Origin of the sequence: Paraburkholderia translucens (assembly GCF_020881035.1) — a bacterium.
In the GTDB taxonomy this organism is placed as follows: Bacteria; Pseudomonadota; Gammaproteobacteria; order Burkholderiales; family Burkholderiaceae; genus Paraburkholderia; species Paraburkholderia translucens.
In genome coordinates this window covers 26,402-47,178 of sequence record NZ_JAJITC010000019.1, presented here as the reverse complement: position 1 = coordinate 47,178, position 20,777 = coordinate 26,402, and the positions used below count along the sequence as shown (strand labels likewise).

The 20,777-nt window shown below is 61.8% G+C and carries 22 protein-coding genes, 1 tRNA gene and 3 pseudogenes; 15 read left to right on the top strand and 11 right to left on the bottom strand.

Features of this window, described 5'->3' with window-relative positions; translation table 11 throughout:
- Nucleotides 1–10 precede the first annotated feature (10 nt).
- From napA to LJ655_RS26640, 7 genes and pseudogenes are all read right to left on the bottom strand, one after another.
- Nucleotides 11–2,494, bottom strand: coding sequence for a periplasmic nitrate reductase subunit alpha (gene napA, locus LJ655_RS26665; RefSeq protein WP_230564158.1), 2,484 nt, complete (start codon nt 2,492–2,494; stop codon nt 11–13).
- Complete coding sequence (locus tag LJ655_RS26660; RefSeq protein ID WP_230564157.1) at nt 2,466–2,801, bottom strand: chaperone NapD; 336 nt, start codon at nt 2,799–2,801, stop codon at nt 2,466–2,468. Before LJ655_RS26660 ends, napA begins: the two co-directional genes overlap by 29 nt.
- Before the next feature lie 37 nt (nt 2,802–2,838).
- Nucleotides 2,839–2,994 carry a periplasmic nitrate reductase, NapE protein gene (gene napE / locus LJ655_RS26655; protein WP_230564156.1) on the bottom strand — a complete coding sequence of 52 codons (156 nt, stop codon included), beginning with the start codon at nt 2,992–2,994 and terminating at the stop codon, nt 2,839–2,841.
- Nucleotides 2,995–3,321: 327 nt separating this feature from the next.
- Nucleotides 3,322–3,912, bottom strand: coding sequence for a contact-dependent growth inhibition system immunity protein (locus LJ655_RS26650; protein ID WP_230564155.1), 591 nt, complete (start codon nt 3,910–3,912; stop codon nt 3,322–3,324).
- 7 nt (nt 3,913–3,919) lie between these two features.
- Nucleotides 3,920–4,210, bottom strand: a pseudogene (locus LJ655_RS30420) (RNase A-like domain-containing protein).
- Between the two features lie 38 nt (nt 4,211–4,248).
- A complete protein-coding gene (locus LJ655_RS26645) occupies nt 4,249–4,551 on the bottom strand; it encodes a hypothetical protein (RefSeq protein WP_230564154.1) in 303 nt (100 codons plus the stop codon).
- 37 nt (nt 4,552–4,588) lie between these two features.
- Nucleotides 4,589–4,879 (bottom strand): hypothetical protein, encoded by a 291-nt coding sequence (locus LJ655_RS26640; RefSeq protein ID WP_230564153.1) that lies wholly within the window; start codon nt 4,877–4,879, stop codon nt 4,589–4,591.
- A 274-nt stretch (nt 4,880–5,153) separates the two neighbouring features.
- On the opposite strand from LJ655_RS26640, the gene LJ655_RS26635 reads away from it, so the two are divergent.
- The 8 genes and pseudogenes from LJ655_RS26635 (at nt 5,154) to LJ655_RS26600 (ending at nt 11,423) form a co-directional block, all read left to right on the top strand.
- Complete coding sequence (locus tag LJ655_RS26635) at nt 5,154–6,644, top strand: Tle-like phospholipase domain-containing protein (protein ID WP_230564152.1); 1,491 nt, start codon at nt 5,154–5,156, stop codon at nt 6,642–6,644.
- Nucleotides 6,645–6,658: 14 nt separating this feature from the next.
- Nucleotides 6,659–7,480 (top strand): ankyrin repeat domain-containing protein, encoded by an 822-nt coding sequence (locus tag LJ655_RS26630; RefSeq protein WP_230564151.1) that lies wholly within the window; start codon nt 6,659–6,661, stop codon nt 7,478–7,480.
- Nucleotides 7,481–7,498: 18 nt separating this feature from the next.
- The gene (locus LJ655_RS26625; protein ID WP_230564150.1) at nt 7,499–8,113 is read left to right on the top strand and encodes an ankyrin repeat domain-containing protein; all 615 of its coding nucleotides are present in this window, start codon (nt 7,499–7,501) and stop codon (nt 8,111–8,113) included.
- A 305-nt stretch (nt 8,114–8,418) separates the two neighbouring features.
- Nucleotides 8,419–8,706: pseudogene (locus tag LJ655_RS26620) on the top strand (DDE-type integrase/transposase/recombinase); the annotation flags it as partial.
- Nucleotides 8,707–8,798: 92 nt separating this feature from the next.
- Nucleotides 8,799–9,737, top strand: a complete 939-nt coding sequence (locus LJ655_RS26615) for a hypothetical protein (RefSeq protein ID WP_329959738.1) — start codon at nt 8,799–8,801, stop codon at nt 9,735–9,737.
- 11 nt (nt 9,738–9,748) lie between these two features.
- Nucleotides 9,749–10,168 (top strand): DUF4279 domain-containing protein, encoded by a 420-nt coding sequence (locus LJ655_RS26610; RefSeq protein ID WP_230564149.1) that lies wholly within the window; start codon nt 9,749–9,751, stop codon nt 10,166–10,168.
- A 77-nt stretch (nt 10,169–10,245) separates the two neighbouring features.
- Nucleotides 10,246–10,590 carry a Tle-like phospholipase domain-containing protein gene (locus LJ655_RS26605; RefSeq protein ID WP_230564148.1) on the top strand — a complete coding sequence of 115 codons (345 nt, stop codon included), beginning with the start codon at nt 10,246–10,248 and terminating at the stop codon, nt 10,588–10,590.
- Nucleotides 10,591–10,604: 14 nt separating this feature from the next.
- Complete coding sequence (locus tag LJ655_RS26600) at nt 10,605–11,423, top strand: ankyrin repeat domain-containing protein (protein WP_230564147.1); 819 nt, start codon at nt 10,605–10,607, stop codon at nt 11,421–11,423.
- A gap of 272 nt (nt 11,424–11,695) precedes the next feature.
- On the opposite strand, the pseudogene LJ655_RS26595 reads toward LJ655_RS26600, so the two are convergent.
- Both LJ655_RS26595 and LJ655_RS26590 read right to left on the bottom strand, forming a co-directional pair.
- Nucleotides 11,696–12,315 (bottom strand): annotated as a pseudogene (locus tag LJ655_RS26595) (tyrosine-type recombinase/integrase).
- A 201-nt stretch (nt 12,316–12,516) separates the two neighbouring features.
- Nucleotides 12,517–12,601, bottom strand: a tRNA-Leu gene (locus LJ655_RS26590).
- A 208-nt stretch (nt 12,602–12,809) separates the two neighbouring features.
- Here LJ655_RS26590 and LJ655_RS26585 point away from each other — a divergent pair.
- From LJ655_RS26585 to LJ655_RS26555, 7 genes are all read left to right on the top strand, one after another.
- Nucleotides 12,810–13,904: a substrate-binding domain-containing protein gene (locus tag LJ655_RS26585; protein WP_230564146.1), complete on the top strand. Its 1,095-nt coding sequence runs from the start codon at nt 12,810–12,812 to the stop codon at nt 13,902–13,904.
- 136 nt (nt 13,905–14,040) lie between these two features.
- Nucleotides 14,041–15,123: an ABC transporter substrate-binding protein gene (locus tag LJ655_RS26580; protein WP_230564145.1), complete on the top strand. Its 1,083-nt coding sequence runs from the start codon at nt 14,041–14,043 to the stop codon at nt 15,121–15,123.
- Nucleotides 15,120–15,944, top strand: a complete 825-nt coding sequence (locus tag LJ655_RS26575) for an ABC transporter permease (protein ID WP_230564144.1) — start codon at nt 15,120–15,122, stop codon at nt 15,942–15,944. The genes LJ655_RS26580 and LJ655_RS26575 overlap by 4 nt, the downstream gene beginning before the upstream one ends.
- Nucleotides 15,945–15,994: 50 nt before the next feature.
- Complete coding sequence (locus LJ655_RS26570) at nt 15,995–16,909, top strand: ABC transporter permease (protein ID WP_230564143.1); 915 nt, start codon at nt 15,995–15,997, stop codon at nt 16,907–16,909.
- Nucleotides 16,906–17,952: an ABC transporter ATP-binding protein gene (locus LJ655_RS26565; RefSeq protein ID WP_230564142.1), complete on the top strand. Its 1,047-nt coding sequence runs from the start codon at nt 16,906–16,908 to the stop codon at nt 17,950–17,952. Before LJ655_RS26570 ends, LJ655_RS26565 begins: the two co-directional genes overlap by 4 nt.
- A 57-nt stretch (nt 17,953–18,009) precedes the next feature.
- The gene (locus LJ655_RS26560) at nt 18,010–18,834 is read left to right on the top strand and encodes a phosphodiesterase (protein ID WP_230564141.1); all 825 of its coding nucleotides are present in this window, start codon (nt 18,010–18,012) and stop codon (nt 18,832–18,834) included.
- Nucleotides 18,835–19,066: 232 nt separating this feature from the next.
- Nucleotides 19,067–20,272 (top strand): MFS transporter, encoded by a 1,206-nt coding sequence (locus LJ655_RS26555; protein WP_230564140.1) that lies wholly within the window; start codon nt 19,067–19,069, stop codon nt 20,270–20,272.
- Between the two features lie 29 nt (nt 20,273–20,301).
- Here the strand turns inward: LJ655_RS26555 and LJ655_RS26550 are convergent, their stop codons facing one another.
- Both LJ655_RS26550 and LJ655_RS26545 read right to left on the bottom strand, forming a co-directional pair.
- Nucleotides 20,302–20,463, bottom strand: a complete 162-nt coding sequence (locus tag LJ655_RS26550) for a DUF1328 domain-containing protein (RefSeq protein WP_230564139.1) — start codon at nt 20,461–20,463, stop codon at nt 20,302–20,304.
- A gap of 90 nt (nt 20,464–20,553) precedes the next feature.
- Complete coding sequence (locus LJ655_RS26545; RefSeq protein WP_230564138.1) at nt 20,554–20,730, bottom strand: DUF1328 family protein; 177 nt, start codon at nt 20,728–20,730, stop codon at nt 20,554–20,556.
- Between the last annotated feature and the right edge of the window lie 47 nt (nt 20,731–20,777).

Below are 20,777 nucleotides of genomic sequence, written 5' to 3'. Positions count from 1 at the left end.
CGTGCTCCGCTTAGACCCTGACGATCCTGACCGCGCACTTCTTGAAGTCGGTTTGCAGGGAGATCGGATCGGTGGCGTCGAGGGTGACCTTGTTGATCAACTGGCTCGAATCGAACCACGGCACGAAGACAAGCCCGCGCGGCGGCCTGTCGCGCCCGCGTGTCTCGACGCGCGTGCGGATGTAGCCTCGCTTCGACATCACCTTGACCTCGACGCCGCGGCGCACGCCGAGCGCTTTCGCGTCGTCGGGATGCATGAAACACACCGCGTTGGGAAACGCGCGGAATAGCTCGGGCACGCGACGCGTCATCGAGCCCGAATGCCAATGCTCGAGCACGCGGCCCGTCACGAGCCAGAACGGATAGTCCTTGTCGGGCGCCTCGGCGGCCGGTTCGAAAGGCAGCGCGAAAATAACGGCGCGGCCGTCGGGATTGCCGTAGAACTGCCAGCCGGTGCCGGCCTTCACGTAGGGGTCCGTGCCTTCCCGGTAGCGCCACCGCGTCTCCTTGCCATCCACCACCGGCCAGCGCAAGCCGCGCGCCTTGTGGTAGTCGTCGAACGGCGCAAGATCGTGGCCGTGACCGCGGCCGAACTGCGCGTACTCCTCGAACAATCCCTTCTGGATGTAGAAGCCGAACGCCTTCGCCTCGTCATTAGGAAAGCTGCTGTCGGTCTCGTTGAGCGCGAATTTGTCGACCTGCCCGTTGCGATACAGAATGTCATAGAGCGTCTTGCCCTTGTATTCCGGCTTCTTCGCCAGCAGTTCCTCGGGCCACACCTCCTCGACCTTGAAGCGCTTCGAAAACTCCACGAGTTGCCAGAGGTCCGAGCGCGCGCCGCCGGGTGCCGCCACCATCTGATGCCAGAACTGCGTGCGCCGCTCCGCGTTGCCGTATGCGCCCTCCTTCTCCACCCACATCGACGTGGGCAGGATCAGGTCCGCCGCGACAGCCGTCACCGTGGGATACACCTCCGAGACGACCACGAAGTTGGCGGGATTGCGATACCCCGGCAAGCCCTCCTCGTTCATGTTCGCCGCGGCCTGCATGTTGTTGTTGACCTGCACCCAGTAGGCATTGAGCTTGCCGTCGCGCAGCATCCGGTTCTGCAGCACCGCGTGAAAGCCGGGTTTCTCCGGAATCGTGCCGGGGGGCAGCAGCCAGATGCGCTCCGCCTCCTCGCGATGCTTCGGGTTGGTCACCACCAGGTCGGCAGGCAGACGATGCGAGAACGTGCCCACTTCACGCGCGGTGCCGCATGCCGACGGCTGACCGGTCAGTGAAAACGGACTGTTGCCGGGCGTCGAAATCTTGCCAGTGAGCAGGTGCAGGTTGTAGATCATGTTGTTGGCCCACACGCCTCTCGTGTGCTGGTTGAAGCCCATGGTCCAGAACGACACGACCTTCACGTTGGGATCCGCATACAACCGGGCGAGCCGATCGAGTTTCGCTTTCGGCACGCCCGAGATTTTCGTCACGTAAGCGGCGTCGTACTTCGCGACAAACTTTGCAAACTCGTCATAGGTGATCAGCTTCGAGCCGCCGGGGTCCTTGGCGTTAGTGGCGGCTTGCTCGAGCGGATGGTCAGGGCGCAATCCGTAACCGATGTCAGTGTTGCCTTGCCTGAACACCGTGTGCTTGTCGACGAAGTCACGATTGACCTTGCCGTTCTTGATGATGTAGTTCGCGATGTAGTTGAGCACCGCGAGGTCACCCTGCGGCGTGAAGATGATCGTCTCGTCGGCGAGTTCGCAGGAGCGGTGCTCGAACGTCGAGAGCACCACGACTCTGGTTTTCGGCGCACTGAGCCGGCGCGCCGTCACCCGGGTCCATAGCACCGGGTGCATCTCCGCCATGTTCGACCCCCACAGCACGAACGCATCGGTCTGCTCGATATCGTCGTAGCAGCCCATTGGCTCGTCCATGCCGAACGTCCGCATGAACCCCACGACCGCGGAGGCCATGCAGTGACGCGCATTCGGGTCGAGGTTGTTGCTGCGAAAGCCTGCCTTCATCAGCTTGACGGCCGCGTACCCTTCCCAGATCGTCCACTGACCGGAGCCGAACATGCCGACCGCTGTCGGCCCGTTGTCCTTGAGCACCTGCTTCCACTGATCAGCCATCACGTCGAAGGCCTGGTCCCAGGACACCGGCGCGAATTCGCCATTCTTGTCGTACTTGCCGTCCTTCATGCGCAGTAGCGGCGTGGTCAGCCGATCCTGGCCGTACATGATCTTCGAGAGGAAATAACCCTTCACGCAGTTCAGCCCGCGATTGACTTCCGATTGCGGATCCGCGAGCGTTGCCACCACCCTCCCGCTCTTTACGCCAACCTGCACACCGCAGCCGGTTCCACAAAACCGGCACGGCGCCTTGGACCATTTGAGGTCATCGTTTGCGGCGAGGACCTCACCACCCGGCAGCGTGATACCTGCGGCGGCTGCCGCCGCTGATGCTGCGGTCTGCTTAATGAATTCGCGACGGGTGAGCTTCATCGACAGACTCCTCTTGCAGCGAATCGATGTCCTCGTGATGCTGGTAGACGAGCGCGGAGGACAGGATGCCTGGCAACGCATTGATCGCGCTGAGCTGCTCTTCGACCGACGAGGAGTGCATCCCCTCCAGCGTGACGACCATGCGACCGTCCGTGGTCATCGCGTGAACCTGTGCGCCAGGGAGCATGCCGATGGTACGGGCGATGCAGTCGCACCAATCGGGCCGCGCGTATACGACGACCCCGGCGACATGAAGCTCGCGGGACGCCGCTGCGTCGTCTGCCGTGCTTTGAACCTCGACCCCCATGCCGACCTCCACGCCGCCGCTGCGCAGCCGCTACCGGTTAGTGCGGCGGCCCGCCGATCAGCAGCTGGTAAAACCACACCGCGAACCCATATGCCGCGATCAGCACTACCGTCAGCACGGGAACCATGACGACGGTCAGGAACAGGAAGCTGCGCAGTTCTTCCGACTTTCGCACCGGGTCGATTTCGCTCATCAGACGCGCCTCGTTGGGTCACGTTCAAGCCGCACAAATAACGTGCACGAATGCCTCGATCATTGGCCTCGTCGTGCGGCTTCCTTTCGCGCAATTGGTATGGCGGCGCGAAACAGGCGAGCATCATCCGCCACCACGAGGTCAGGCGACCGGTTCGGCTAATAGATTAGACGTACTAGGTTGTCGGCGGTATCGGACTTTGGTCTGATACCGCACGTCCCGGCGCTGAGGTAGCGGCTGGCGCTGGCGGGAAAATGGACCCGCCCGAACTGGTGACGGTTTGATGACGACCGGCATGAAAAACCGGTAGCGAACTGCCAGCTACAATCAGAAGCCGAAGTGCCGGATTCGCCTTGAGTCATTGTTTCCGCTACGAAACGACGCATTCCGAACGATCCGGTCGGCCATGGTGCAGGTGGTCGAGGCGGTTGCTGCCCACATACACCTGCAATGCAGACACGAAGACACACGAACATCGGGACGCCTAATGGTCCGTGAAGGTGTTCGCGTTGCCGGCTGGAACAATGCTGACTGCCCCTCATGCAGATGTCTCGGGACCAATGCGTACTTCGCCACGCGTGGATGCGCCGGACGGCATGCGATCGCCCACGCGCGACGACTGGTGAACTGCTCGCTCAGGAGGCGCTTCAACTCGTCAAGGAATGCTGAGGTCGTGTAGCCCCATAATTGCGGGTCGAAAGCTGAACCGTGATCTCTTTCGAAGGCGGCATCCAGGTCATCAGGGTGTTCGCCTACGAACGAGTCTATTTCACGAATCAAATCCGCCTGTCTATGAGAGTCATCTCTTTTATAGCGCGCGACAATTTCTGGAACTGTATCGCCAAACAGCTCAAAGTCCTGACCGAAATACACATTAATTGCGTGGCGCATTGCAGGGTAACGATCTTTTGAGATCATCTCTTTCTCATTCGATATAGGCGCCAAGGATGTAATAAGGCATGCCATTGTAGGTCTCGTTTTTCAGAACAACGATAACCTTGTTCATCCGCGTCAGCTTGCCAGTTTTCCTGGCTATTCCATAACCAACGTCGCCCGCTACTATTTTTTAGTCACATCGGGTGTAGACATGGGAGGTGCTGTCCGAGCCCAGGCTGTGATTCGCGCTGCATCAGTGCAACGCTTCCGAAATCGCGCGTTCGGCCTGCTCAAGACTCGTAAAGGAGGATACGATCTTTCGCTTCGGTTCGCGTTCCAACCTGTTTCTGAGCCACGCTTCATCCTTTTCAACGTGCTTCAGGATCGTCCCCCCCCAAGGTTTGGATGATGGGCCTTCGCCTCGTGCATTTGCAGGTTGATCCGGCCCATTGTGATGCTGCCCGCGCGTGCAGCCTTGATCGAGCCCGCGAACCCGAACGGCACGGCCATGTCGAGCGACAGGCCGATTTTGTCGGCCATGTCGGATCTGACATTGATCGCCTCGGCCAGCTTCGTCGTACCCTGCTGGGTCAGCGTGGCCGTATCGCGCCCCGTCCATACCTGACGCAGCCCCGCCCTCCTCAGCGTTATCTGGCGGCATCGCGTTGCGAACCTGAGCATCCGTGAAGGTCCCGCGCAGTCTTCCGAACCGACGACCTTAACGCCGTGGGTGCATGCAACGCCGCCATACAACAACACTGGCAGAAACCACGATAAGGGTAGTGAATGCATAGGCAACGACGAAGAGCAGCAAGCTTAATGCGGCTTCGAGATCGTAGGCGTCGGGGTAATAATCCGGCTCTTCGATCCTGCGCAACAGCCACATGATGCCGTTCTGCAGCCATCGTGTCGGCGTGCGAATGATCGTAGATTGTGACAGCGTGAATGACGCCACGTTAACGCGGCCGACGGCCTTTGCCAGCGATACCTTTTCCAGCGCAACGCCCACTCAATTGCCAATGATCCACCACCCACCCAACCGCTGAGCCTCGCTCGAGTCCGGTTGGGCCCGCCGATATGCACCTGTCGTCCCGCTGCTAATCGTTGTCGCCGAGACTACTCGCTGAGCCCCTTCGCGGTGCTACTGCCGCACGTCGACCACGCCTAACCTTTGTCCTGACGGTGGCCGCACACACGGTCTGATACGAGCCGGGAAACGCGACACCGTAAAAGAAACGCGCAAACGCGCACAGCAAATCCTCACTGCGTTGCGCGCGCACGCCATGCCCGACACTGCTGTTATCCGCGTCGATCAACTGTACGCGCTGGCGGGACTGTTGAGTCTGGAGGAAGTCGCAGAGCAGTTCCGATCTTTCGACCGTTGCTCAGGTTTCCATTTTGGGCCGTCGCCCATGTACGAATGTCTGTCGCACGGTAATCATCTGACTGCTGTCAACCCCGGCAGCGACTTCAGATCAACCGTCGACACACCTATGTCCCTGTCCATATTTGAGATGTTCTCGGTGGAACTGTTCTGCCAGAGGCCACCGGGTGCCCGTTATGTCATCTGTAACGAATCGCACTACAAGGCGTGCGTCGGGAAGGCCGCAGACCTCGGGAAAGCCAGGGCAGAAACCCGCGAATTTCTCGGGATAGCCGACCTGAACCGCAGGCAATGGGAGAAGGACGGGAAACTGATCAGGAAGCTCATTGGCCAGAGCTGGCTGTTTTTTCACAACGTGCGGGACCGCAACCCTGACACCGATGGCTGGTGGGTCTTCGTTGCGCTTCTCGAAGAGGTTCGCCGGGGCAAACTGCTCGTCATTAAAGGCCCACGCGATAGCCTGTTTCCGTCAGCCTACAGCAGTACGCCGTTGAGGAATCTCGCGAGGTCCGCCCAGTACGATCCGGCGACCTGGCAAGCCCAGTTAGCCGCTGCGCGCGCAGCGAGGACGACACCGCCGAGCATCGAGATACCACAGGTGCTGACCAAGGCGCAGCGGTGGCAGACGCGCAAGGCGCTGATTGCGGCGGGCAATGGGACCATGTCAGGGCGCGTGCGGGCAGCGGCTGAACGGCTCGCACGCAACAATATCGCGGTGGAGAAGGCCAGACTCTCCGATCATGTCTACGAGCCGTCCAAACCAATGCCCGAAGGGTGGGCGAACCGCAGCGGGGATATGGAGTTTCTACGGCAGTATCGCTTGAAGCCAAAAGACCTGGAAATCGAGGGCTCGAACTTCAGGGCGCAGCTATACGAACCGGATGCGGCGGTCTTCGGCAACGATATGAAGCCCACCCTCGCCTTCAAGGGAACCGAAATGACGAGCCTGGGCGACTGGTCGAACAACTTGAGCCAAAGCGTGGATATGGAATCGCCTTACTATAGGCGAGCCGTAAATATTGGGGAAAAGCTGCGCGATGATCCCTCGCCAATTGATATTGCCGGACACTCGCTAGGCGGCGGCCTGTGTTCGGCCGCATCCGTCGCCAGCGGCAAGGACTGCTGGAGCTTCAATGCAGCGGGCCTGCACCCGAACACTGTCGAACACTACGGCGGTCAGGTCACGCCTTCGAACATCAATGCGTACCATGTGAACGGCGACATTCTGACCGTGGCACAGACGTGGACGCCCCTGCCCGAAACAGCCGGTACTCCGTACGCCCTGTCCGGCAGTGGCTCACCCATGTCGCGGCACTCCATCACGCAGGCAATAGACGGCATCGAGCAGCAGAAAGCGGAAGACATCTCCATACTTGAAACACTGTCATAACGGGACTGAAGGCGATGAAAGCACTCAGTCGACTCCTTATCGTGCCGGTGCTGTTACTGGCGCTATCCCCTCTGGTTCATGCGATGAAAAAATTCCCCGCCACTGATTTCTTTAGCGGCCCGCAGCTCGAACTGGCGCAGGCCATCGAGCGAGGTGACATGGAGCAGGTCCGGCGACTGGCACCGAAGACGGACCTGAACACGCCCGGACGCCAGAACATGACGATGCTGTTTTTTGCGTTTCAGGAGGCGTTGCAGCGCGACCCGCATCGGCTTGCGATTGCGTCGGAGGTGGTGAGGGCCGGGGCCGATCCCTTGCAGGAAGTACCGGATTTTGGCAGCCCCCTCGGGGTTATGCTCAACAGCTCGCACCCGGAATTCCTGCGCGCGATGCTGGACGGGGGCGTTGATCCTAATCTGGTCTACAAGGGAGATCCATTGATATTCTCTGTCGCAGGAGAGTCGACATCTGGCTCACTCAAGCTGCTGGTGGAGCGTGGCGCGGATGTGAACCGGCGCGATTCGTTGCGTAATTCAGTGCTGTATGAGGCGCTGGCAAATCGCGCACTGGATCAAATTGACTACTTGCTGGACCACGGGGCGAACCCCAACACCTACGATATCAAAGGCCTGTCGTTTCCTCAGGCATTATCAACGCGCATTGCCGATAACGCATCCGCGCCCAATTCCCCGACCTACAAAAAGCTAATCGCGATTCGGGACCGCATCATCAGGATGGGCGTGAAATGGCCCCCGGAGACACCGGCACAGATACGGGCGCGCTGGGGGGCAAACGCACCGCGGTGGCTCGATGACAGCAAGCTTCCGCTGCCTTGAATAACGGTGCTGAAAGCGATGAAAACACTCAGCCGAATTCTTATCGTGCCGGTGCTGTTGCAGGCGCTATCCCCTCTGGTTCATGCGATGAAAAAATTCCCCGCCACTGATTTCTTTAGCGGCCCGCAGCTCGAACTGGCGCAGGCCATCGAGCGAGGTGACATGGAGCAGGTCCGGCGACTGGCACCGAAGACGGACCTGAACACGCCCGGACGCCAGAACATGACGATGCTGTTTTTTGCGTTTCAGGAGGCGTTGCAGCGCGATCCGCATCGGCTTGCGATTGTGTCGGAGGTGGTGAGGGCCGGAGCCGATCCCTTGCAGAAAGTACCGGATTTTGGCAGCCCCCTCGGGGTTATGCTCAACAGCTCGCACCCGGAATTCCTGCGCGCGATGCTGGACGCAGGGGTTGATCCCAACACCATGATCGAGGGCCGTCGACCCATCATTTTCTTTGTTGCGGACGAGTCGACATCTGGCTCACTCGAGTTGCTGGCGGAGCGTGGCGCAGACGTGAACCGGCGTGATTCGTTGCGTAATTCAGTGCTGTATCAAGCGCTGACGCACCGCGCACTGGATCAAATTGTCTACTTGCTGGACCACGGGGCGAACCCCAAACACCTACAACATTAATGGCCTGTCGTTTCCTCAGGCGCTATCAACGCGCATTGCCGATAATGTATCCGCGCCCACTTCGCCGACCTACATCAAGTTGATCGAAATCCGGGATCGCATCATCAACATGAGCGTGAAATGGCCTCCGGAGACTCCGGAGCAGATAAAAGCACGTTGGGGAGCCAATCCTCCGCGACGGCTCGATGACTGCAAGCTTCCGCTGCCTTGAGGCAGGAACCGAAAGGGCTACATTCGTGTAGCCCTTTTTGCTGTCTGAGGTTCCCTCGATTTTTGCCTTCCAGAGGCCCCGGGTTATGCAGCCGTTTCCTTTGACAACCGATTCGCGGCACAAACTGCCGGTCGCGCCGAACGTGTTGAACCGCAACTTCACGCCGGCCGAGCCCAATCAGGTGCTCACATCGGACATTACGTACATCTGGACGGACGAAGGCTGGTTGTATCTGGTTGTCACGCTGGACCTGTTCAACCGGGAAATCGTGGGCTGGTCCGTCAAGCCGCGCATGGCGGCGGACCTTGTGACCGATGCGCTGACAATGGCATGGCTCCGCCGCCGGCCCGCGCCCGGCTTCCATTTTTGGTCTGTTCGAGGATGCGCTCGCTGACATACGCGCAGCGCTGACGCAGACGGCGGCGCGTGAATAACCTGCTTGCGAGTACCGCCAGCGACTGAAAAAGCCGCAGATTGGCGGCGCGGGTCCTTCTCGCGATCATTCGCACTGCGGGCACGAAGAACCGCAACGTTCTGGCGGGTGCTTTTTTCTGTTTCGTTAAGAGCTGCGGAGATTTTGGGCCGTCGCCCATGTACGAATGTCTGTCGCACGGTAATCATCTGACTGCTGTCAACCCCGGCAGCGACTTCAGATCAACCGTCGGCACACCTATGTCCCTGTCCGTATTTGAGATGTTCTCGGTGGAACTGTGCTGCCAGAAGCCACTGGGTGCACGTTATGTCATCTGTAACGAATTGCACTACAAGGCGTGCCTCGGGAAGGCCGCAGACCTCGGGAAAGCCAGGGCAGAAACCCGCGAATTTCTCGGTATTGCCGACCTGAACCGCAGGCAATGGGAGAAGGACGGGAAACTGATCAGGAAGCTCATTGGCCGGAGCTGGCTGTTCTTTCACAACGTGCGGGATCGCAACCCTGACACCGATGGCTGGTGGGTCTTCGTTGCGCTTCTCGAAGAGGTTCGCCGGGGCAAACTGCTCGTCATTAAAGGACCGCTTGATAGCCTGTTTCCGTCAGCCTACAGCAGTACGCCGTTGAGGAATCTCGCGAGGTCCGCCCAGTACGATCCGGCCACCTGGCAAGCCCAGTTAGCCGCTACGCGAGCAGCGAGGGCTGGCGATAGAAGCGCATCAACGCCGCTCGGCGACGCGCAGCCGTTTGAGTATGTGCCCGATACGTTGACCGGCGATGACGTTAAACTCGCAGCGAGCACGAACAACCCAAACTATGCGGCGAAGATGTTGGGGTATGACCGCAAGACCTTTGGCAGGATGATCCATGTGATGAAAGAAGACAATCGATTGCGCGGGGACGACAATGTTATTTGGCACGACGATGGAAATGTCGAGTTCAGAGGGGCGATCATCGACAACATGCATAGCTGGGCACCCTGAGAGAAACAGAGATGGCACCTGAACACAAACTCGCCTACGCATCATTCACGATCTATCAGGACACCAAGCCGCCCGAATTCTGGACGAACTATTTTGGTGTATCACCATCTCGCGCGGGAGCCAAAGGGCATCCCAGGGTAATGCCGTCCGGCAAGATGAGCAGTGTTCCTTGGCGGCAAGGCACATGGAGCGTTTCGAGCGCGGAAGCGATAACGAGCGATGAACTAACGCCTCATCTTCGCTATCTGGTAGACCGCCTCGCGCTACCCCGTGCCGATCTGCGCGAACTTATCGATCGCACATCCGCGCAGATGCGCTTCTTCTGCTATTGGGACAACGAGAGCGGCGACCGCGTGCCTGATGTGCCAGACGATATTCGCACCATGATGGAAGCCATGGGCGGCACGGTTGAGATTGATGAATATCGATAGAGCCTCGCTCGAATGCACAAGCCGACCCTCGGGAGTCGGCTTTTTTGTGCGAGCTTCTAAGGCGCAGCGCAAGTGTTATGGGCCGCACTTCTGAATCAGTGGCGCTCGCGAAAGAATTTTGTGCGGCTGCATCCGTCGCCAGCGGCAAGGACTGCTGGAGCTTCAATGCAGCGGGCCTGCACCCGAACACGGTCGAACACTACGGCGGTCAGGTCACGCCTTCGAACATCAATGCGTACCATGTGAACGGTGACATTCTGACCGTGGCACAGACGTGGACGCCCCTGCCCGAAGCAGCCGGTACTCCGTACGCCCTGTCCGGCAGTGGCTCACCCATGTCGCGGCACTCCATCACGGAGGTAATAGACGGCATCGAGCAGCAGAAAGCGGAAGACATCTCCATACTTGAAACACTGTCATAACGAGGCTGAAGGCGATGAAAACACTCAGCCGACTCCTTATCATGCCGGTGCTGTTACTGGCGCTATCCCCTGTGGTTCATGCAATGAAAAAATTCCCCGCCACTGATTTCTTTAGCGGCCCGCAGCTCGAACTGGCGCAGGCCATCGAACGAGCTGACATGGAGCAGGTCCGGCGACTGGCACCGAAGACGGACCTGAACACGCCCGGACGCCAGAACATGACGATGCTGTTTTTTGCGTTTCAGGAGGCGTTGCAGCGAGATCCGCATCGGCTTGCGATTGTGTCGGAGGTGGTGAGGGCCGGAGCCGATCCCTTGCAGAAAGTACCGGATTTTGGCAGCCCCCTCGGGGTTATGCTCAACAGCTCCCACCCGGAATTCCTGCGCGCGATGCTGGACGCAGGGGTTGATCCCAACACCATGATCGAGAGCCGTCGACCCATCATTTTCTTTGTTGCGGACGAGTCGACATCTGGCTCACTCGAGTTGCTGGCGGAGCGTGGCGCGGATGTGAACCGGCGCGATTCATTGCGCAACACATCTCTCTACGAAGCGCTAACTGGCTATGACACCGGGGCAGTCAATTACCTCCTCGATCACGGAGCCAACCCCAACACTTACAACATCAATGGAATCTCATTCCCAAGTCAATTGGAATCGCAAATAGAACATGTAGGCTCTACCTCTGAATTAGGTGTCAAACTGTTCGAAATCCGCGATCGCATCATTAACATGGGCGTGAAATGGCCTCCGGAGACTCCGGAGCAGATAAAAGCACGTTGGGGAGCCAATCCTCCGCGACGGCTCGAAGACAGCAAGCTTCCGCTGCCTTGAAGCAGGAACCGAAAGGGCTACATTCGTGTAGCCCTTCTTGCTATCGCCATCCTAAAAATGTGCGATAAATAACTCCAGACTTTCGCTTTCACCCAACAAAATGCCAACGTTTATTCACGCTGGAATTTGCACTTTGCGCCGCAGTCAGGCTAGTGTGCAGATATGTTTCGCCCCCGCCTCCATCATCGTGCCGCGCTGTTCCAGTTGTGGCCCATTTCCTATCGTTCCCCCGTGATCGGGATGACATCAGCCCCAGCCTTGATCCGTTCAAGTTAATCGGCACACTCCTGAATCATCTCGCGGCGCTCGCGGATGAACTTTATCCAGTTGTACGCCGAGCCGACGCTATCCGGTACAGCGTGCGCGAGTTGATGCTCGATCACTTCCGGTTTGTGTCCCAGTTCCTCATGCAGGATCGTGCGCGCCATCGCCCGGAAACCATGACCGGTGATTTCGGTGCGGGTGTCGTAGCCAATGGGACGCTTGCCACGCCAGGGGAACGCGTCATTCCTGAAGCGCGCCAGTGTCTCTTCGTACTGCCGGTCTCGACGGACTGGCTATGTTCATTCATCCAGGCGAGCGCCACGACTTCAAACGAATTCGCGGCAGCGAGACGGGCGGCGCGCTTGTCGGCTCTTTTCGCCTCTCCCGGATCCATGTTCGCCGCCAATGTTTCGCGGGCGTTGTCGCGTCGCTTGCGAGCATCAGCGAGCGGCACGTCCGGATCGACGCCAAGCGCGAGGCTCTTTTCCTTTCCGGCGAAACGGTACTTGAGAATCCACCGCTTGCTAGCCGCTGGCGTGACGTGCAGGAGCAGCCCTCCGCCGTCATATGGCTTCTGCTGTTTGTTGCCCGGTTTTGCGTTACGGATCGTGACATCGGACAGTGCCATGTTTGCTACCACGGTCTTGCGCGACCGTAGGAGCTGCGTATTTCCCGCCGCGCGCTGGATTCGTGAGAACCCCAAGAACAGCCCCTCGACGGGGGGTTGTTATCGGTGGTGAACCTTTGGAGACTATGGCAAACAAAAACCCCGCACAGCTTTAGCTGACGGGGCTTCCTGGTGAACGACGGCAATCGGCAGTAGGCTATTTGGTGCCGGGGACCGGACTCGAACCGGCAAGCTGTGAAGCGGCGGATTTTAAGTCCGCTATGTTTACCAATTTCATCACCCCGGCAGGGGTCGCAATCGCGCGTGGTCGCGAATTCTATCATTGCCGGGCGGGCCGCCCCAACAACACGCGGACTGAGCGCCCTGTCAGGCAGGGCGGATACCGATCGGGGCCGTCCGCACCCGCGCCGCTTTCGGCACCCGGCATTCATCGTCAGGTCACAAAGGTTCCCGATAATCCGCTCACGAAAACGTTTACAGCGTACCGCAAACCGATGACGCCGACGATCAAGGATGTCGCCGCCCACGCGGGCTTTTCCATCGCCACGGTATCGCGCGCGATCAACGCTCCGCATACCGTGAATCCTGTCACGCTAGACAAGATACGCCAGTCGATCGACGCGCTGAACTTCCGTCCGAGCCCGCTCGGCCGACAATTGCGCGGCGAGCACACGCGGCTGATCGGCGTGATTCTGCCGACTCTCGCGAACCCCGTGTTCGCCGAATGCCTGCAAGGCATCGACGATCTCGCGTCAGCGCAAGGCTATCGGCTAATGCTGATGACCACGCAATATGACGTAGACCGTGAACGTCACGCCATCGAAACGCTGCGCGAGCATCGGGTCGAAGGGCTGATCCTGACCGTCGCCGATGCCGACACGCATCCGCTGCTCGACGAGTTCGACCGCACCGGCCTGCTGTACGTGCTGATGCACAACGACACGGTGCGGCGTCCGTCGGTGTCGGTCGACAATCGCCTCGCCGCCTACGATGGCGTGCGCCGCCTCATCGCCCACGGGCATCGCCGCATCCTGATGCTGGCCGGCTCGTTCGCGGCGTCGGATCGCGCGCGTCAGCGGCATCTCGGCTACACCGAGGCCATGCAGCAGGCGGGCCTCACGCCCGCGCCCGCGCTCGAAGTCGACTTCAATGCGGAAGAACTCGCCCCGTCCGTGCTCGCGCATCTGACGCGCGGCGCCAATCGTCCGACCGCCCTCTTCTGCAGCAACGATCTGCTCGCGATGGTCGTGATGCGCGGGCTGCGTCGCGCGCGGCTGAAGATTCCTCAGGACATGTCGATTCTCGGCTTCGACGGCCTCGCGATGGGCGAGTTGCTGTCGCCGCCGCTCGCCAGCATCTGCGCGCCGAATCGCGAGATCGGCCGCGCGGCGTGGCAGCGTCTGCTCGCGCGCATCGGCGGCGCACGCAAAGACCACGCACTCGCCGTCACCTCGCTTGCGCTGACCTTGCCGCATAGCGTGCGCGAAGGCGCCACGATCGCGGCCCTCGCCTCGCAGGTGGATCTCGACGGAACATTGCGGACCTATGGGCCGGCCGCCCGGTCAGCCACGGAAAAACCGTTCGCCTGAAGAGCTGCATGAAGGCATACGCATCCACGACACCAGCGTCATCACGAACTCACGCAACACACCCACCCGCAACTATGTTGTATCGGATCGGAGCAAGTGCTGAAGCACTCACGCCGATCGACACAGGAGACCTGCAGTGACCCGCTCGACCTCACGCTTCGCGTCCTCGCTCGAACCACTCCGGCAAAAACTCGCACGCGCCGCCGCGGCCGCGCTGCCGGTGAGCCTGATCGTCGCAGGCACGGCGCTCGTCACGCTCGCGCCGCAAGCCGCGCGTGCCGACGAAACCGCGATCTGCTACAACTGCCCGCCCGAATGGGCCGACTGGGCGAGCCAGATCAAGGCGATCCAGCAGAAAACCGGCATTCGCGTGCCGTTCGACAACAAGAACTCGGGGCAATCGATCGCGCAACTGATGGCCGAGCAGAAAAGCCCGGTCGCCGACGTCGTGTATCTCGGCGTGTCGTCGGCCTTCCAGGCGAAAGACAAGGGCGTGATCCAGCCGTACAAGCCCGCGCACTGGGACGACATTCCGGCCAGCCTGAAAGATCCGCAAGGCTACTGGTTCACGATCCACTCGGGCACGCTCGGCTTCTTCGTCAACAAGGACGCGCTCGAAGGCAAGCCGGTGCCGCGCTCGTGGGCCGATCTGCTGAAGCCCGAATACAAAGGCATGATCGGCTACCTCGATCCGTCGAGCGCGTTCGTCGGCTATGCGGGCGCGGTCGCGGTCAACCAGGCGCTCGGCGGCACGCTCGAAAACTTCGAGCCGGGCCTCGAATGGTTCAGAAAGCTCAAGGCGAACGCGCCCATCGTGCCGAAGCAGACCGCTTACGCGCGCGTGCTGTCCGGAGAAATCCCGATCCTGCTCGACTACGACTTCGACGCGTATCGCGCGAAGTACAAGGATCACGCGAACGTCGAGTTCGTGATTCCGCAGGAGGGCACGATTTCGGTGCCGTACGTGATGAGCCTCGTGAAGGGCGCGCCGCACGAAGCAAACGGCAAGAAGGTGCTCGACTTCGTGCTCTCCGACGAAGGCCAGAAGCTGTGGGCGCAGGCGTATCTGCGGCCAGTGCGCGCGAGCGCGATGAGCGCCGACACCGCCGCGCAGTTCCTGCCCGCGAGCGAATACGCGCGCGCCAGGCCCGTGGACTTCGCGAAGATGGCCGACAAGCAGTCGGCCTTCGGCGAGCGCTATCTGCAGGTGATGCATTGAACGACGTCACGTTCCCGCTGCGCTGGCGCATCGCCTTGCTCGCACCGGCGCTCGCGGTGTTCATCGCGTTCTGGCTGTTGCCGATGGGCGCGCTCGCGCAGCTCTCCGGCGGCGGCCACGCGCTCGCGACCTATCGCGCGATGCTGACGAATCCGCGCTACATGTCGAGTCTCGCGGCGACCGTCCTGCTGTCGGCGGCGGTCACGGCGGCCACGCTGGTGCTGTCGGTGGTAGCGGGGCTCCTGCTTGCGCGCCGCGAGTTCGCGGGCAAGCGCACGCTGCTCGCACTGCTGACGTTTCCACTCGCATTTCCGGGCGTCGTCGTAGGTTTCATGGTCATCATGCTGGCGGGACGTCAGGGGCTGATCGGCGCGCTGTCGCTGAAGCTCGCCGGCGACCGCTGGGTGTTCGCGTATTCGATGAGCGGTCTCTTTCTCGGCTATCTGTATTTCTCGATTCCGCGCGTGATCGTCACCGTGATGGCATCCGCGAGCAAGCTCGATGCGTCGCTCGAAGAGGCCGCGCGCTCGCTCGGCGCGTCGCCGTGGCGCATTCTGCGCGACATCGTGCTGCCCGCGCTGTCGCCCGGTCTGATCGCGGCGGGCGCCGTGTGCTTCGCGACCGCGATGGGCGCGTTCGGCACGGCGTTCACGCTCGCCACCGACATCGACGTGTTGCCAATGACCATCTATACCGAGTTCACGCTGAACGCGAACATGGTGACAGCCGCGGGCCTCTCGATCGTGCTGGGCATCGTCACGTGGGCGGTGCTGGCGATCGCGCGCAGCGCGAGCGGTTCGGGCGTGGCGGCGAGCGCATGAGCGTCGCGGCGCCGCAACCCCACGTTCGTGAACGGAACGACCCTCTACCGATGAACTCGATCACCGCCCCTTCACCGTCTTCGCAGCCGGCAGCGCGACCCCGCGTGCGACGCGCATGGCCTTCCACGCGAACATGGCTCGCCGCCGGTCAATGGTTCGTCACCCTGCTGTTGTGCGCGTTCCTGATCGTGCCGGTCGGCATGTCGATCGTCGCGGGGCTGACGGTCAACTACTTCAAGGGCGTATCGAGCGGACTCACGCTGCGCTGGCTCGTCCAGGTGTGGACCCAGTATCACGACTCGGTGTGGCTGTCGCTCGAAGTGGCCGCTGCGACGCTCGTCGTCACGCTGCTGACCGGCGTGCCAGCGGGCTATGTGCTCGCGCGCAGCAAGACGCGCTTCGCACGCATCGTCGAGGAGTTTCTGGTGCTGCCGATCGCGCTGCCAGGCCTCGCATCGGCGCTCGCGCTGCTCGTGATCTACGGCGGCTTCACGGCGTTTCGCATGAGCGCCGCGTTCATCGTCGCCGGGCATGTGGTGTTCACGTTACCGTTCATGGTGCGCGCGGTCGCCGCGGTCTGCGCGGGCAGCGATCTGCGCACGCTCGAAGAAGGCGCGGCGAGCCTCGGCGCGAGCTTCTTCACGCGCTTCGTGACGATCGTGCTGCCGAACGCACGCCCCGGCATCGTGGCCGGCGCGCTGGCGGTGCTCACGCTGTCGATCGGCGAATTCAACCTGACGTGGATGCTGCACACGCCCGACACGAAGACGCTGCCGGTCGGCCTCGCCGACACCTATGCGTCGATGCGCATCGAAATCGGCAGCGCGTACACGATCCTGTTCTTCATCATGACGATGCCGCTGCTCGTCGCGATGCAATGGCTCGGCGTCGATGCGACCGGCCAGCGCAGCGCGTCGAAAAAGCGCGGCACGGATTCTCCCGCAAAGCCCATCGACACGCCATGAAACTGACCTCGGTTCCCATCACGCTCACGCAGTGCGCCAAAACGTTTCGCGGCACGCGCGTGCTCGACCCGCTCGACCTGTCGATCGGCGCGGGCGAAACCCTCGTGCTGCTCGGACCGTCGGGCTGCGGCAAGACGACGACGCTGCGCCTGATCGCGGGCCTCGAAACCCCCGACGCGGGCGGGCGCGTCGCTTTCGGCGGCGACGACGTGACCGCGCTGCCGATCGAAAAACGCGCAGTCGGCATGGTGTTTCAAAGCTACGCGTTGTTTCCGAACCTGACGGTGCGCGGCAACATCGGCTACGGTCTGAAGATCAAACGCGTGCCGGCCGCCCTCGCCCGGCAACGCGTCGACGAACTGCTCGACATGATGCGGCTCACCGCGCATGCCGACAAACCGATCGATCAACTGTCCGGCGGCCAGCGTCAGCGTGTGGCACTCGCGCGCGCACTCGCAGTGCAGCCGCGCGTGCTGTTGCTCGACGAACCGCTGACCGCGCTCGACGCGCGTTTGCGTGACACGTTGCGCAGCGAGATGAATGCGCTGTTGCGCGAACTCGGTATCACGACCGTTTATGTGACCCACGATCAGGCCGAAGCGATGGAACTCGGCGACCGGATCGTCGTGATGAGCGCGGGGCGCATCGAGCAGATCGGCTCGCCGCGCGACATCTACTATCGCCCGGCGAATCGCACGGTCGCGCAGTTCGTCGGTACGATCAACCGTGTCGCGGGCGAACCGCGCGACGGCATGCTGGCGACGACCGGCGGCGCCGTGCCGTTGCCCGCGCGTGCGTGGAATGCGAACGGCGCGCGCGAAATTTTCTTTCGCCCCGAGGACGCGCGGCTCACCGACCCCGCGTTCGCGCAGTTGCGCGGCCGTATCGAAGGCACCGCGTTTCTCGGCGAACGCACCCGTCTGACGATCGGCGGCGCCGCGCCCGAGCCGCTCCTTGTCGACGTCGCGGGTCGTATCGAGCTTGCGCGCGGCACGCCGGTCGGCATTTCGATCGAGCAGGACGCGCTCATTGCGTTAACTTAGGAACAGGCGGCGCCGCATTATGGCGCTCAACACGAAAGAACCCGAAGGATCTCTGTCATGCTGCTGGCTCAAATCAGCGACCTGCATATCAAGCAACCCGGCATGCTCGCGTATCGTGTCGTCGATACCGCCGCCTATCTCACGCGCTGTGTCGCCGCGCTCAACGCGCTCAGGCCGCGCCCCGACGCGGTGTTGATCACCGGCGACCTCGTCGATCAGGGCGACCCGCAGCAATACGCTCACCTGAAGACACTGCTTGCGCCGCTCGCCATCCCCTGCTTCCTGATGGTCGGCAACCACGACGAACGCAAGGCGTTGCGCGCGGCGTTTCCCGAGCGCGAGGAACTGACGAGCGGCGGCGAGTTCGTGCAGTATGCGATCGACGTCGGCCCGCTGCGCGTCATCGCGCTCGATTCGCTGGTGCCCGGCGAGAGCGGCGGCATGCTGTGCGACACGCGGCTCGCCTGGCTCGCCCAGCAGCTCGATGCGGCGCGCGGCAAACCGGTCGTTGTCGCGCTGCATCATCCACCGTTCGTTTGCGGCATCGGCCATATGGATGAAATCCGGCTCGACCAGGCGGCATCGGACAAGCTCGCGGCGCTGATCGCCCGGCACCCGAACGTCGAGCGCGTGCTCTGCGGGCACGTGCATCGGTCGATGTTCGTGCGCTTCGGCGGTACGATCGCGAGCGCGATTCCGGCGCCCGCGCACCAGGTCGCGCTCGATCTGAGCGAGGGCGGTCCCTCGGTGTTCGTGATGGAGCCACCCGCCTATGCGCTGCACTACTACGATCCGGCAACGGGCATCGTCACGCATCATGCGTATGTCGACGCGGCCGACGGCCCCTATCCGTTCCACGACCATGGCGCGTTGATCGGTTGAATCGAACCGCGTGACCACGCGACACGCTTCGCAACAGTCGGACACCGGACGCGCGGGCCAGCCTCGCCGTGCGGCGTTGCGAATGACCGGCGAGCGTCGCGGGCCTGGTTCGCTTGACCGCTCGCGCAAGCCGCCGCCAGTCGTCACGGCCGCCAGCAGGAACCCCGTCGCTCCGGTATGATCGGCACGCTTGAGGATCGTGCATGGGCCGGTCCATCGATCCGCCTCCGTCATGTCCAGCTCCAACGCTTCCACTTCCACCTCCGCTTCCTCCACCCGGTCGCTGCGCGGCGTGTTGCTGCTGCTCGCGACGATCGCCGGTATCTCGGTCGCGAACATCTACTTCAACCAGCCGTTACTCGACAACTTCCGGCAGTCGTTTCCGGGTAGCGCGTCATGGGTCGGCGCGGTGCCGGCCGTTACGCAGCTCGGCTACGCGGCCGGCATGCTGCTGCTCGCGCCGCTCGGCGATCGCTTCGACCGGCGGCTGTTGATCCTGCTGCAGATCGCCGGGATGTGCGTCGCGCTCGTCGTCGCGGCGTCGGCGCCGACGCTCACGGTGCTGATCGTCGCAAGTCTCGCGATCGGCGTGCTCGCGACGATCGCGCAACAGGCCGTGCCGTTCGCGGCAGAGCTCGCGCCGCCGTCCGAGCGCGGCCATGCGGTCGGCACCGTGATGAGCGGCCTGCTGCTCGGCATCCTGCTCGCGCGGACGGCGGCAGGCATCGTCGGCGAATACTTCGGCTGGCGGGCGGTATTCGGCGCATCGGTCGTCGCGCTGCTCGCGCTCGCGCTCGTCATCATTCTGCGTTTGCCGAAGAGCCAGCCGACCTCGGCGCTGCCGTACGGCAAGCTGCTCGTGTCGATGTGGCATCTCGTGACCGAGCATCGCGCGCTGCGTGAGGCGTCGCTAACCGGTGCGTCATTGTTCGCGGCGTTCAGCATTTTCTGGTCGGTGCTCGCGTTGCTGCTCGCTGGCCCGCCGTTTCATCTCGGGCCGCAGGCGGCGGGGCTGTTCGGCATCGTCGGTGCGGCGGGCGCGATGGCCGCGCCGCTCGCCGGCAAGTTCGCAGACCGCCGCGGGCCGCGTGCGATCATCACCGTGGCGCTGGTGCTGGTCGTCATCGCCTTCGTGATTTTTGGCGCGTCGGCGAAGAGTATCGCGGGGCTCGTGGTCGGCGTGATCATCCTCGACATCGGGGTGCAGGCCGCGCAGATTTCGAATCAGTCGCGTATCTACGCGTTGAAGCCCGATGCGCGCAGCCGCGTGAATACCGTGTACATGGTCGCGTATTTCATTGGCGGGGCGCTGGGTTCGGGTGTCGGCGCGATCGTGTGGCCGGCTTTCGGATGGATAGGCGTCAGTATCGCAGGGATCGGGTTTGCCGGACTCGGCGCGTGGAATCATCTGCGGTTGCCGGCGCGAGCGGGGAACTGAGCGCAGTATCGCCAGGCATGCGAGAGCGGCTACGTCCGAAACACGCCGAGCAGCAACGTGACCAGGAACACGACGATGAAGATGTAGAACAGGATCTTCGCGATTTCGGCCGCGCCGGACGCGATGCCGGTGAAGCCGAACACAGCCGCGATGATCGCAATCACGAAGAAGACGACGGCATAGTGAAGCATCGCGATTCTCCCGTTTGTTCCCCAGGAAGCCATGACGAGCAAGCCGCGCGCCTGCTATGAATGCACGGCTTGCCGCCGCCATGCACCGTGCTAGTCGATCATTTTCTTCGTCACCACGAAGCCCAACACGAGAAACACCACGCACAGCACGACGAAAACGAAGAACAGGAACTTCGCGATCGCCGCCGCGCCGGCCGCGATGCCGGTAAAGCCGAGAAGACCCGCGATCACCGCGATGACCGCGAAAACCAGTGCCCACTTCAACATGATGGCTTCCTCCCGAAACATTGAATGAACATCGGGTCCATGCTATC

Excerpts from the sequence above, each read along its gene's own strand:
- napA (WP_230564158.1), bottom strand. The coding sequence starts at position 2,494 with ATGAAGCTCACCCGTCGCGAATTCATTAAGCAGACCGCAGCATCAGCG.
- LJ655_RS26660 (WP_230564157.1), bottom strand. The coding sequence starts at position 2,801 with ATGGGGGTCGAGGTTCAAAGCACGGCAGACGACGCAGCGGCGTCCCGC.
- napE (WP_230564156.1), bottom strand. The coding sequence starts at position 2,994 with ATGAGCGAAATCGACCCGGTGCGAAAGTCGGAAGAACTGCGCAGCTTC.
- LJ655_RS26650 (WP_230564155.1), bottom strand. The coding sequence starts at position 3,912 with ATGATCTCAAAAGATCGTTACCCTGCAATGCGCCACGCAATTAATGTG.
- LJ655_RS26645 (WP_230564154.1), bottom strand. The coding sequence starts at position 4,551 with ATGCTCAGGTTCGCAACGCGATGCCGCCAGATAACGCTGAGGAGGGCG.
- LJ655_RS26635 (WP_230564152.1), top strand. The coding sequence starts at position 5,154 with ATGCCCGACACTGCTGTTATCCGCGTCGATCAACTGTACGCGCTGGCG.
- LJ655_RS26630 (WP_230564151.1), top strand. The coding sequence starts at position 6,659 with ATGAAAGCACTCAGTCGACTCCTTATCGTGCCGGTGCTGTTACTGGCG.
- LJ655_RS26625 (WP_230564150.1), top strand. The coding sequence starts at position 7,499 with ATGAAAACACTCAGCCGAATTCTTATCGTGCCGGTGCTGTTGCAGGCG.
- LJ655_RS26610 (WP_230564149.1), top strand. The coding sequence starts at position 9,749 with ATGGCACCTGAACACAAACTCGCCTACGCATCATTCACGATCTATCAG.
- LJ655_RS26605 (WP_230564148.1), top strand. The coding sequence starts at position 10,246 with ATGGGCCGCACTTCTGAATCAGTGGCGCTCGCGAAAGAATTTTGTGCG.
- LJ655_RS26600 (WP_230564147.1), top strand. The coding sequence starts at position 10,605 with ATGAAAACACTCAGCCGACTCCTTATCATGCCGGTGCTGTTACTGGCG.
- LJ655_RS26585 (WP_230564146.1), top strand. The coding sequence starts at position 12,810 with ATGACGCCGACGATCAAGGATGTCGCCGCCCACGCGGGCTTTTCCATC.
- LJ655_RS26570 (WP_230564143.1), top strand. The coding sequence starts at position 15,995 with ATGAACTCGATCACCGCCCCTTCACCGTCTTCGCAGCCGGCAGCGCGA.
- LJ655_RS26565 (WP_230564142.1), top strand. The coding sequence starts at position 16,906 with ATGAAACTGACCTCGGTTCCCATCACGCTCACGCAGTGCGCCAAAACG.
- LJ655_RS26560 (WP_230564141.1), top strand. The coding sequence starts at position 18,010 with ATGCTGCTGGCTCAAATCAGCGACCTGCATATCAAGCAACCCGGCATG.
- LJ655_RS26555 (WP_230564140.1), top strand. The coding sequence starts at position 19,067 with ATGTCCAGCTCCAACGCTTCCACTTCCACCTCCGCTTCCTCCACCCGG.
- LJ655_RS26550 (WP_230564139.1), bottom strand. The coding sequence starts at position 20,463 with ATGCTTCACTATGCCGTCGTCTTCTTCGTGATTGCGATCATCGCGGCT.
- LJ655_RS26545 (WP_230564138.1), bottom strand. The coding sequence starts at position 20,730 with ATGTTGAAGTGGGCACTGGTTTTCGCGGTCATCGCGGTGATCGCGGGT.